The 11,380-nt window shown below is 44.8% G+C and carries 13 protein-coding genes and 4 tRNA genes; 3 read left to right on the top strand and 14 right to left on the bottom strand.

The window, feature by feature from the left end; all coding sequences use genetic code 11:
- Positions 1-77: 77 nt before the first annotated feature.
- The 7 genes from AB4249_RS14735 to mutY all read right to left on the bottom strand — a co-directional run bounded on the left by AB4249_RS14735 (position 78) and on the right by mutY (position 3,186).
- Positions 78-153, bottom strand: a tRNA-Asn gene (locus tag AB4249_RS14735).
- A gap of 56 nt (positions 154-209) precedes the next feature.
- Positions 210-285, bottom strand: a tRNA-Phe gene (locus tag AB4249_RS14730).
- A gap of 7 nt (positions 286-292) precedes the next feature.
- Positions 293-368: transfer RNA gene (locus tag AB4249_RS14725), tRNA-Thr, on the bottom strand.
- Between the two features lie 73 nt (positions 369-441).
- Positions 442-517, bottom strand: a tRNA-Phe gene (locus tag AB4249_RS14720).
- 103 nt (positions 518-620) lie between these two features.
- Entirely contained in the window at positions 621-1,754 is a 1,134-nt protein-coding gene (gene mltC, locus AB4249_RS14715) for a membrane-bound lytic murein transglycosylase MltC (protein ID WP_372103749.1), read from the bottom strand.
- Positions 1,755-1,823: 69 nt separating this feature from the next.
- Positions 1,824-2,096 (bottom strand): oxidative damage protection protein, encoded by a 273-nt coding sequence (locus AB4249_RS14710; protein ID WP_010435637.1) that lies wholly within the window; start codon positions 2,094-2,096, stop codon positions 1,824-1,826.
- Positions 2,097-2,124: 28 nt separating this feature from the next.
- Entirely contained in the window at positions 2,125-3,186 is a 1,062-nt protein-coding gene (gene mutY / locus AB4249_RS14705; protein WP_372103747.1) for an A/G-specific adenine glycosylase, read from the bottom strand.
- A 165-nt stretch (positions 3,187-3,351) separates the two neighbouring features.
- Between mutY and trmB the strand changes: the two genes are divergently transcribed.
- Entirely contained in the window at positions 3,352-4,071 is a 720-nt protein-coding gene (gene trmB, locus AB4249_RS14700; RefSeq protein WP_017062250.1) for a tRNA (guanosine(46)-N7)-methyltransferase TrmB, read from the top strand.
- Between the two features lie 349 nt (positions 4,072-4,420).
- On the top strand, positions 4,421-5,341 hold the full coding sequence (glsB, locus tag AB4249_RS14695; RefSeq protein WP_372103744.1) for a glutaminase B: 921 nt from the start codon (positions 4,421-4,423) through the stop codon (positions 5,339-5,341).
- 117 nt (positions 5,342-5,458) lie between these two features.
- Here glsB and hemW read toward each other — a convergent pair whose 3' ends face one another.
- The 7 genes from hemW to AB4249_RS14660 form a co-directional block, all read right to left on the bottom strand.
- Positions 5,459-6,646 (bottom strand): radical SAM family heme chaperone HemW, encoded by a 1,188-nt coding sequence (hemW, locus tag AB4249_RS14690; RefSeq protein ID WP_017067796.1) that lies wholly within the window; start codon positions 6,644-6,646, stop codon positions 5,459-5,461.
- Entirely contained in the window at positions 6,646-7,245 is a 600-nt protein-coding gene (locus AB4249_RS14685) for an XTP/dITP diphosphatase (RefSeq protein ID WP_017062247.1), read from the bottom strand. The genes hemW and AB4249_RS14685 overlap by 1 nt, the downstream gene beginning before the upstream one ends.
- Before the next feature lie 48 nt (positions 7,246-7,293).
- The gene (locus AB4249_RS14680) at positions 7,294-7,725 is read right to left on the bottom strand and encodes a DUF4426 domain-containing protein (RefSeq protein ID WP_017062246.1); all 432 of its coding nucleotides are present in this window, start codon (positions 7,723-7,725) and stop codon (positions 7,294-7,296) included.
- Positions 7,726-7,753: 28 nt separating this feature from the next.
- Positions 7,754-8,044, bottom strand: coding sequence for a DUF167 family protein YggU (gene yggU / locus AB4249_RS14675; RefSeq protein WP_248402209.1), 291 nt, complete (start codon positions 8,042-8,044; stop codon positions 7,754-7,756).
- 29 nt (positions 8,045-8,073) lie between these two features.
- Entirely contained in the window at positions 8,074-8,631 is a 558-nt protein-coding gene (locus tag AB4249_RS14670) for a YggT family protein (protein WP_372103741.1), read from the bottom strand.
- A 76-nt stretch (positions 8,632-8,707) separates the two neighbouring features.
- Complete coding sequence (proC, locus tag AB4249_RS14665) at positions 8,708-9,526, bottom strand: pyrroline-5-carboxylate reductase (protein ID WP_372103738.1); 819 nt, start codon at positions 9,524-9,526, stop codon at positions 8,708-8,710.
- A 78-nt stretch (positions 9,527-9,604) separates the two neighbouring features.
- Positions 9,605-10,309 carry a YggS family pyridoxal phosphate-dependent enzyme gene (locus tag AB4249_RS14660; RefSeq protein WP_017062243.1) on the bottom strand — a complete coding sequence of 235 codons (705 nt, stop codon included), beginning with the start codon at positions 10,307-10,309 and terminating at the stop codon, positions 9,605-9,607.
- Positions 10,310-10,335: 26 nt separating this feature from the next.
- Between AB4249_RS14660 and AB4249_RS14655 the strand changes: the two genes are divergently transcribed.
- Positions 10,336-11,373, top strand: coding sequence for a type IV pilus twitching motility protein PilT (locus tag AB4249_RS14655; RefSeq protein WP_017062242.1), 1,038 nt, complete (start codon positions 10,336-10,338; stop codon positions 11,371-11,373).
- Positions 11,374-11,380 lie beyond the last annotated feature (7 nt).

The raw sequence follows: 11,380 nt of genomic DNA, 5'->3' as shown, positions 1-11,380 counted from the left end.
GTCGGCACACTAAATTCTTTGCTTAAAGAGTTAAACTCTTCAATTAAAACCTCATATAAAATGAAGTCCTTTAAAAATGGCTCCCCTTGCAAGACTTGAACTTGCGACATACGGATTAACAGTCCGCCGTTCTACCAACTGAACTAAAGGGGAATTACTTGTCTCAACATCAGGTCTATAAAGACCATTATTTGTTAAGTACCAAATAATGGTGCCTCGAGGCGGAATCGAACCACCGACACGCGGATTTTCAATCCGCTGCTCTACCGACTGAGCTATCGAGGCAAAAGAATGGTGCCGACTACCGGAGTCGAACTGGTGACCTACTGATTACAAGTCAGTTGCTCTACCTACTGAGCTAAGTCGGCACACTAAATTCTTTATGCTTTGTCCGTGTTGTTACTCCCTGTTAAAGAGTGTTGACACCAACAAATCAAATTGTGGTGCCCGGAGGCGGAATCGAACCACCGACACGAGGATTTTCAATCCTCTGCTCTACCGACTGAGCTATCCGGGCAACGGAGCGCTATTAAACGGATTTTCTGCATAACCGTCAACTCCTTTTTTGAAAATAATTAAAAAAACCGTTCGTTCGTTGTTTTTTTATTCAAAAGTGAGGGTTATGTTTTACCTTGGTTAAATTCTTTTTTGAATTGCGTTACTTTTTCGAGGTATCGGCGCGACTCTTTATTTGGATGCTTCTTGGTAAGCGCCCAGTAGGCTTGGCTCGGTTGCAGCGAGTTTAAGTCTTGCATTGCTCGCTTTCTGTCCTTACTGAAGGTATTGAGTACGCCACCAGTACCGCCGTTATAGGCTGAAATCATACTGTATTCAAGCGTTAATGGGTTTTTTACGTCTTTCAAATAACGATTTTTAAGGATGTAAAAGTATGCGGTGCCAGCATCAATGTTGTTTTCTGGATTGAATAAGTACTCAGGGCTTGGTTCACCAGGTTTCTTTTTGACGTGTTCAAATACATCTCGACCAGCGGTTTTAGGTACCACCTGCATAAGACCATAAGCATTAGCCCAGCTTACGGCGTACGGGTTGAAGCTACTCTCTGTCTTGATGATAGCGTAGATTAAATCTTCAGGGATGTCATAACGCTGAGACGCTCGTCGAACGATGTCGGCATATTGATAACTACGCTGGCTAGCGTGGTCGGCCACCATTGGGATTTCAACGTAGTAGGCTTTTTTAAAGTCGACTTCTTTGGTTTTTAGGTTATTCGCGATCAGGTAATCCGCAAACTGGTTCGCTCGCCAAGTCCATTGAATGGGCTTTTTTTCTTGGTCTACGACCTGATTATAGAGGAAAGGTTTGCCTTCTAGCTTGATGCTTTTAGAAGAGAATAGATCGACATGCGCCGGATCATCTGGCGTCAAAAGGGTCGTCATGATCGCATTTTTGAGGTGTTTTTTCGGTTCGGTAGAGGAAACCGTTTCCACCGTTATCAGGCCTTGGCTAAAATTCACTTCTGAACGACTTAAGTAATTATCTATGTATTTCACATAGTTACTCTTACCTGCCATCTTGATTTCACTGCTACCCCAGCGCTTTTGGATATTGCCAGAAAAGCTATTAATCAAAGAGTCTAGTGCTCCGGTGTCTTTTTCAAACTGACCGGGTAGCTCTGCCAAATTGCTTACAAATCGGTTGGTCGGCTCATAATTAACATCATAAATGCTTTCGACAAATTCACGGCTGCAGCCAGTCAATAACATGGCTGTTAGGAAGTAACTTAGCTTTTTCATAGTTCCTCATACAAAAATGACATCGCAGCGTTAACCATGATGTCATTAAAAATTGCTTAAATAAATGTCTTATTCGCTTGGTGGAGTATAGCCATCAATTACGACATCTTTACCTTCGAAAAGGAAGTTAACCATCTCAGTTTCAAGAAGTTTACGATGTTCAGGATCCATCATGTTTAGCTTCTTTTCATTGATCAGCATTGTTTGCTTGCTTTGCCATTGTCCCCAAGCTTCTTTAGACACGTTGTCAAAGATACGTTTACCTAAGTCACCTGGGTAAAGTTGAAAATCTAGGCCTTCAGCATCTTTTTGAAGGCGAGCACAAAATACAGTGCGGCTCATAGTGGTTCCTCTTATGGCGTTCGTTGATTCAAACGGCGTCGTTCAGTTCAAAGGGTAGGCTCTCAATAAGTTGCTTTACAGGAGCAGCTAGGCCAATTTCTTCCGGTTTTGATAAGTTATACCAGAGACCTTTAGTCCCTTCCATTATCAAATCTGGTTGTTTATCTAATTTCACTAATACTGGCGTGATATCTAAGTGGTAGTGGCTGAAAGTGTGCCTAAACGCAATCATGGTCTTGATTGACTCGGTTTCAGCATCTTTGATCGAGCGAAGATCTAACTGATGTTCGAACTCTGCATTTTCATTTTGAGGGAAACAGAATAGCCCTCCCCAGATACCAGATTGAGGGCGCTGTTCGAGCCACACTTGGTTGTCGTGATACAGAATCACAAACCATGTGTCTTTTACTGGCTTTTCTTTCTTAGGCTTTTTGCCAGGGAAGTCGAGCTGTCTATCGAGCTTCTTGGCCTCACACATGCTTTCAATCGGGCACAAGGTGCACTTAGGCTTGCTACGGGTACAAACCATGGCACCCATGTCCATCATTGCTTGGTTGTACTTATCGACATCTTTGTTCGGAGTATGTGCTTCGGCGTGTTCCCAAAGCTGGTTTTCGACTTTCTTTTGCCCCGGCCAACCTTCAACGGCAAAACTTCTCGCAAGCGTTCGTTTTACATTGCCATCAAGAATCGCATGAGGAAGTTTATGAGCCGATGATAAGACGGCTGCTGCTGTTGAGCGACCAATCCCCGGTAGCGCGTTCATCTCTTCGATAGACAGCGGAAATTCACCACCATATTGCTCAGCAACGATCTTGGCTGCTTTATGTAGATTGCGAGCTCGTGCGTAATAACCAAGCCCTGTCCATAAGTGGAGTACCTCATCTTGTTCGGCGTTCGCTAGGTCGATAACCGTTGGAAAGCGTTCTAAGAAGCGTTGGTAGTAAGGAATCACCGTAGCAACCTGAGTCTGCTGAAGCATGATTTCAGATAGCCAAACGGTGTAGGCGGTTTTGTTTTGTTGCCAAGGCAATTCTTTACGCCCGTAGGCGTCATACCACTTTAATATGGCGGTTGCGAAAGGAGTCACGACATGCTCTATGCTTTGCTATTATTAGAAGCGAAATTGCACCACACTTAACGTTGGATGTAAAACAGACAAATTGTGTGGGAATTTATCCACGGAAAGACTTGCACCGGAGGCAATTCTTTGGATAATCCCCGCTTTGATTAATCAATGTGCAGGCAAAAATCAATGAGTGAAGTGACCACTAACGAATATACTGAAGACGGCAAACTGGTTCGTAAGATCCGTAGCTTTGTTCGCCGCGAAGGCCGCTTAACAAAAGGCCAAGAGAACGCGATGAATGAATGTTGGCCAACAATGGGTATCGACTACAACCCAGAGCTTCTTAACTGGAAAGAAGTATTTGGCAACGATAACCCGGTTGTACTAGAGATTGGCTTCGGTATGGGTGCATCACTGGTTGAAATGGCAAAGAACGCACCTGAGAAAAACTTCTTAGGTATTGAAGTTCATAGCCCGGGTGTTGGTGCGTGTTTAGGTACAGCTCGCGATGCTGGCGTAACTAACCTGCGTGTAATGTGTCACGATGCTGTAGAAGTATTTGAACACATGATCCCAGATAGCAGCCTGCATACTCTGCAACTGTTCTTCCCTGACCCATGGCACAAAGCTCGTCACCATAAACGTCGTATCGTTAAGGCTGAGTTTGCAGAGATGGTTCGCGGCAAGCTTCAACTTGATACTGGTGTTTTCCACATGGCAACAGACTGGGAAAACTACGCAGAACATATGATTGAAGTGATGAACGTAGCTCCAGGCTTCGAAAACATCGCTGAAGATGGTGATTACATCCCTCGTCCGGATGAGCGCCCGCTAACTAAGTTTGAAGCTCGTGGCCACCGTTTAGGTCATGGTGTTTGGGACATTAAGTTCAAGCGTACTAAGTAACTTCGAATCAAATTAAGTGAAGGGTAATCCGACTTAGGGTTTAACCCCTACACTTTATGGGATTGATTAAAGCCAACATTATTGTAATGTTGGCTTTTTTGTCCTTAGGCTTTTATTTCAGTAAAGGCTTAACGACAGAAAGTAATACCAATCACAGTAAGTAAGTGATCAGAAATAGCGTAGGAAAAAGGCTTGAGAACAAGGCAGCATTTTTCGATAAGTAGTTACTCTACAATCAAAAATTCTAACGCAGTTATCGAGCATTTTAACAAGCTAGAGTGAACAGTTATTTACTACGATTGGTATATGTTACACCCCTACAAAAATAACAATATAGAAGTAAGCGCACATGAAACCAACTCAAGCTATTTTGGCCGAGATCTTAGACGAAGTTCGTCCTTTAATTGGACAGGGAAAGGTCGCTGATTATATCCCTGCACTGGCTCGCGTATCGAACCAGAAACTGGCGATCGCGGTATACACCAATGAAGGTGAGGTGATTAAAGCAGGCGATGCTGAAGAAGCATTTTCTGTGCAATCTATTTCTAAAGCCTTGAGCCTGACGCTAGCTATGGTGCTATATAAGCCTGAAGAGATTTGGCAAAGAGTAGGCAAAGAGCCTTCTGGTCAAGCCTTTAACTCGATGATTCAGCTTGAGATGGAGTATGGTATTCCCCGCAACCCGTTCATCAATGCGGGGGCAATTGTCGTTGCAGACCTACTACAAAGCCGCTTGTCTGCGCCTAGGCACCGCTTGTTAGAGTTTGTGCGTCAGTTATCGGGTGATACTCATATTGTGTATGACAAGGTGGTAGCGGCTTCAGAAATGATGCACAGCGATCGTAATGCTGCCATTGCTTATTTGATGCGTTCATTTGGTAATTTTGAGAATGATGTTATCCCAGTTCTGAATAACTACTTCCACGCTTGTGCGCTTAAAATGACGTGTGTGGATTTGGCAAAAACCTTTAGCTATTTAGCAAACAAAGGCGTGTCGGTTCAAACCAAGAAAGAGATCATCACGCCAGTTCAAACCAAGCGGTTGAATGCTTTGCTTGCGACGTGTGGCTTGTACGATGGGGCTGGTGAGTTTGCCTACCGTGTTGGTATGCCAGGAAAATCGGGCGTTGGTGGCGGTATTATTGCTATCGTTCCTGGCGAAATGACGATTGCGGTGTGGTCTCCAGAGCTTGATCCTTCTGGCAACTCGCTCGCAGGTACTAAGGCTCTAGAGTTGCTTTCAGAGCGAATTGGTCGTTCTATTTTCTAAGAGAAAGATTCGAGCACGGACGTTGTCCTATAGAACGCTTCGCTCCGAGAGAGGGCTATAAAACAAAAAGGGTTGACCCTAAAGCCAACCCTTACGCAATGCTTCTCGAATCTCGAACTACTCGTCTTCTTCTGCCATAAAGGCTTCTAACAGATCATTGAGAAACAGCTTTCCTTTTTCAGTGATCTGCCAGTGAGTGTCGGTTTCCTTCAAGTAGCCTAGCTCTTTTGCCCATTCAATCGTTTTTTGAATCGAGTCAAAACCAAGCCCTGTCGTATCAATGAAATCCTGCTTTGGACATGCTTCCATTAACCTAAAGCGGTTCATGAAAAATTCAAAAGGGCGGTCTTCATTCGGCACTTCAAATTCATCTGATAGATAAGGTTTTACCATGTTTTGGTACGCAGCTAGATAGCCTCTAGGGTGCTTAACCTTAGTGGTACGAACAATGCGTCCATCTGTAAAGCTCAGCTTGCCATGAGAGCCACAGCCAATACCTAGATAGTCACCAAAGCGCCAGTAGTTGAGGTTATGTTGGCACTGATATCCCGGCTTGCTGTAGCCTGAAATTTCGTACTGCACATACCCTGCGTCTGCGAGCTTCTTATGGCCTAGGTCGAAGATATCCCAAAGGTCATCATCATCAGGCAGCGTTGGTGTTTTGTAATAGAACATGGTGTTAGGTTCTATTGTTAGCTGATACCAAGATAAGTGCGGAGGGTCGAGTTCTATCGCTTTATCCAAATCAGCCAACGCTTGTTCAATACTCTGTTCGGGTAAGCCGTGCATTAAGTCTAAATTGAAACTATTCAATCCAATCTTATGCGCTAAATGAGCAGCATTTACCGCTTCATCTTGACCATGAATACGCCCAAGTCTTTCCAGTTTCTCTTGCTCAAAACTTTGCACACCCACCGAGATTCGAGTAATGCCTGCCTTTTGGTAACCTGCAAAACGCTCAGCTTCGATAGTTCCCGGGTTGGCTTCCATGGTGATTTCTATTTCAGGTTTGAACGGGATGCGCTGTTCAATGCCTTGTAACAATCGGCCAATTCCTTCAGGAGAAAACAGGCTTGGGGTACCGCCACCAATAAAGATCGAATGCAGTGGGCGAGGCATACCATTGAGCTGATATTTTTCGATATCAGTATCGAGATCTTCAAGCAGTGCATCGATGTACTCTTTTTCAGGGATCTCGGCTTTCAGAGCGTGAGAGTTAAAATCACAATACGGACACTTTTGTACACACCATGGGATGTGTACATAGAGGCTAAGTGCGGGTGGTATTAGCGCTGCATTGTGCATTACAGAGCTTGCTCCTTGAGAGTCTTGAATAGTGACGCAAGCGCTTTACCACGGTGTGATAGTTGCTTCTTACGCGAAGATTCAAGCTCTGCTGAGGCGCAGTTATCTTCTGGTACAAAGAACACAGGATCGTAGCCAAAGCCATTCTCACCGTGTTCTTCAGTAAGAATACGACCTTCCCATTTACCGTGACACACTAGAGGTGTTGGATCATTCTCGTGACGCATTAGCACCAACACACAGTGGAAACGCGCAGTACGCTTTTCAGTTTCCACACCTTGCATCGCATCTAATAGTTTTTTGATGTTCTGCTTATCGGTTGCCCCTTCACCTGAGTAACGCGCTGAATAGATACCTGGCGCACCATTTAAGTAATCAACCTCTAAACCTGAGTCGTCAGCAATGGCTGGCAGCCCTGTTTCTTTCGCTGCGTGGCGAGCTTTGATGATGGCATTTTCAATGAAAGTCGTTCCTGTTTCAGCGACTTCTGAAACGTTAAATTCACTTTGCGCGACAACGTCAAAACCAAACTCAGACAGAATATCTGCCATCTCGCGAACTTTACCTTGGTTGCCTGTTGCTAAAACAATCTTACTCATGGGAATGTAGCTCTAAATAAGTTAATAAATGAAAAGTAAGGTTTGAGCTTACTCTTCTATATAGAATTTCTGTGTGAAACGCAGTGGACCAGTGCCTTTTAGGCCTGCGTTCACATCGATGTCGAAGGTGATGTTTTCTTCGTGAGTTACGGGGAACTCAGCAAGGTAATAAATCGCATCGCCTTCTTTGATTTCTCGAAACTTCAAAGTACGGGTGTTTCCAACGAGGTTCTTCGCTGTTCCCGTAATTTTAGCCGTTGTCGCAGGCTTGCCTAGAGAAGCCTTGTCTAACACGCTGATGTTGAGGATTGCTGAGTATCCATTTCGCTTAAGTTTGTATTGCTTAGCGACTTGCGAAGTTAAGAACGTGGAATTAAAAGCCGAGTAATGAACCTCGACATCCTTAATGTTCTTAAATTGCCCTGCTGAGCTTGGTAAGGCAACAAGAGCGGTGAGTAGTGCTGTTATCCATAAACGCATAATGACTCCAATAAATAGCAAAAAGCCATCATAGGATGGCTTTGACTTCAGTTGGGATTTGGCTTGGCGAGCATATTCGAACTTGCTTGTGCCTACCGAGCTCTCCCTTTTCTATCTTAATTTGCCCTTTTGCGACCTTAAACTGTTTCGCAAGGTATTTCGCTAAATGGGCATTGGCTTTGCCATCAACCGGTGGTGCAGTAATGGCAATTTTCAGTTCCTGACCGTGCAAGCCGACAATTTTGTCTCGGCTTGCTTTGGGTTGGATATAGAGCCTAAGAAGAATATCGTCTTCCTCGGCCCAAACCGCTTTTGGCATCGTCAAAGTACCTGATGTTTGTACTTGAATTATAGCTGATACCAAATAGGGCCAATCATGTCGCCCATTAGGAAGTTCGCAAATTGCAGAACAATGAACAGAACCAGTACGCTTAGGTCGAAACCACCCATGTCCGGAAGGATACGGCGGATAGGCACTAGCATTGGTTCAGTCAGTTGATGGAATACGTACTCGATTGGACTACGACCTTGGCTTACCCAGCTTAGGATTGCACGGATAAGTAGAACCCAGAAGATCAAACCACCAGTCGCTTTGAGCAGAGACAGTGCACCAAAGATAAGGAAGCTAATATCGAAAACGGCAGCGCCGCCAGAGATAATCAGGTTTAGAGCAACGAACTTAAGTACACACAGCACATAAGCGAAAACAACGGTCGCTAGATCAAGGCTGCCGATTGATGGAATAACTCGGCGTAGTGGGGCAACAACCGGTTGTGTCGCTTTTACGATGAATTGTGAGAATGGGTTGTAGAAATCTGCACGTGATGCTTGTAGCCAGATACGCAAGATCACAACCATGATGTAAAGATCAAAAACGGTCGAGATCAGAAAGCTCATCGAGTTCATATTGTTTCCTTTTTCGGATTTACTTGTCGCTTAGATATAACCAGAGCGGCAAAATGCTTGTTTACCTTGATTGGTACTAAAACAGTTTTTCCATCTCTTCAGCTCGAGCAACCGCCGCTTGCATGGCTTTTGCTACGATGTCTGATAGTTGATGTTCGTTAAACGTGCGTAGTGCTTCTGCGGTCGTGCCGCCTTTGGATGTCACTTGTTCACGCAGTGTCGATAATTCAGTATTTGGATTCGCTACCACCATCTCTGCCGCGCCTAATGCAGACTGCTGCACTAGCTTACGAGCGGTTTCTTGGTCAAAACCTTGCTTGATTGCTTCAGCTTGCATCGCTTCCATAAACAGGAAGAAGTAAGCCGGAGCGCTACCCGCCGCCGCAATGATGTTGTTGATTCCAGACTCTTGTTCAACCCAACTTACTTCACCAACAGCTTGCATCAGCTGAGAAGCAAAGTCTTTATCATCTTGGCTGACAGTTGCATCGGCATAAAGACCACTCATCCCTTTACCAAGCAGTGATGGCGTGTTTGGCATCACACGAACAAGGTTCAGTTGGCAGTTTAACATCTCATTAAGTCGATTCGCATTAATACCCGCGGCAATTGAGATAACCAGTTTGTTGCTGAAGTCGATATCTTGTAAGGGTTTACATACATCAGCCATCATTTGTGGCTTCACGGATAACACAACAACGTCTGCTTGCTCTGCTGCTGCAATATTATCGCTGGTGGTATTGATGCCGTATTCTTGTTCTAACGGCAGCCTTCTGGTTTCTGAAGGTGCTGTCGCAGTAATCTTTTGCGCTGGGTAACCACTAGCAACTAAGCCAGCTACAATTGAGCGAACCATGTTTCCCGCCCCAATAAAGGCGATGTTCTTATGTACCATATATAAAATCCTGAGCGTGTCGCTGCGCGGATAAGGCGAAGCGGTATCAATACTTGTACTTGTCGTTACTTACTACGGCTATTTCGCGTAATCACGAGCGCCGAAAATAGCTGTTCCAATACGAACCATGGTGCTGCCAGCCTCAACTGCTGCATCCATATCACCACTCATCCCCATCGAAAGGGTATCAATGTCTGAATACTTCGCGGCTAGCTTGTCTTTAAGCTCTGCCAGTTGAGAAAATGCATTAAGCTGAGATTGATAGTCAGATACGTTTGCAGGAATCGACATCAATCCTCTTAAGGTGAGGTTGGGGAGCGATGAAATCAACTCCGCGAGTGCAAAAACTGTCTCTTCTGAGGTTCCAGATTTGGACTCTTCACCACTGGTGTTTACCTGAATCAACACTTGCAAAGGTGGAAGTTCGCTTGGTCGTTGATCATTAAGCCTTTGTGCGATCTTATCGCGATCGACGGAATGCACCCATTGAAAGCTTTCCGCGATTGGGCGGGTTTTATTGGATTGAATTGGACCAATAAAATGCCACTCTAAATTTAGGTTAGAATGTTGTTCTGAAAAGTGTTTTACTTTATCTACACCTTCTTGAACATAGTTTTCACCAAAGGCAACTTGGCCTCCGAGTGCGGCTTCTAGAATCGCATCAATAGGTTTAGTTTTGCTGACGGCTAAAAGTTGCACGGACTCTGGAGCTCGTCCGCACTTTTGCTCAGCACTACGAATCTGTGAGGTGATTTGTTCGATATTTTGTTGAATACTACTCATAGCTGACTTTACTTAAGGGAAAATAAATGGATATCACTGAGTTACTAGATTTTAGTGTAAAGCATAACGCGTCAGATCTACATCTTTCTGCGGGTGTATCTCCAATGGTACGTATAGATGGTGAAGTAAGGAAGCTTGGAATCCCAGCTTTGAGTCATGCTGATGTGCATCGTTTGGTTTTTGAGATCATGAGCGATTCACAACGCGGCGAGTTTGAAGAAAAACTGGAAGTCGACTTCTCTTTTGAATTACCCAATGTTGGTCGCTTTCGTGTTAATGCGTTTAACCAAGCCCGTGGCTGCTCAGCTGTCTTTCGAACTATCCCTGTCGAAATCCCGACTTTAGATCAGTTAGGTGCACCTGAGATCTTCGAAAGGATTGCTAACTACGAAAAAGGGTTAGTGCTCGTCACTGGTCCAACTGGCTCTGGTAAATCAACGACTCTTGCGGCGATGGTTGATTACGTAAATCGCAACCACAATAAGCATATTCTGACGATTGAAGACCCGATTGAATTCGTTCACACCAATAATAAATGCCTAGTCAACCAGCGTGAAGTTCACCGTGATACTCACAGTTTTAAAGCGGCACTGCGCAGTGCCTTACGTGAAGACCCAGACGTGATTCTGGTTGGTGAACTTCGTGACCAAGAGACGATTAGCTTAGCGTTAACCGCAGCAGAAACGGGTCACTTGGTCTTTGGTACTCTGCACACCAGTTCTGCGGCTAAAACGATCGACCGTATTATCGATGTGTTCCCAGGTAGCGATAAAGATATGGTTCGTTCGATGTTGTCTGAATCACTGCGCTCGGTGATAGCCCAGAAGCTGCTAAAGCGTGTTGGTGGTGGTCGTGTGGCGTGTCATGAAATCATGATGGCAACACCGGCGATCAGAAACTTGATTCGTGAAGATAAGGTCGCTCAGATGTACTCGATCATTCAAACGGGCGCAGCGCACGGCATGCAGACCATGGAACAAAATGCGAAGCAGCTGATGGCGCAGGGCTTGGTTGATTCGGAAGAGGTCGAGAAAAAGATCGAAATTGAAACCTCAATGTTTTAATCAAGGT

Source organism: Vibrio sp. 10N.261.55.F4, from assembly GCF_041470465.1.
Lineage (GTDB): Bacteria > Pseudomonadota > Gammaproteobacteria > Enterobacterales > Vibrionaceae > Vibrio > Vibrio crassostreae_C.
This window is presented reverse-complemented; position numbering and strand designations above follow the sequence as displayed.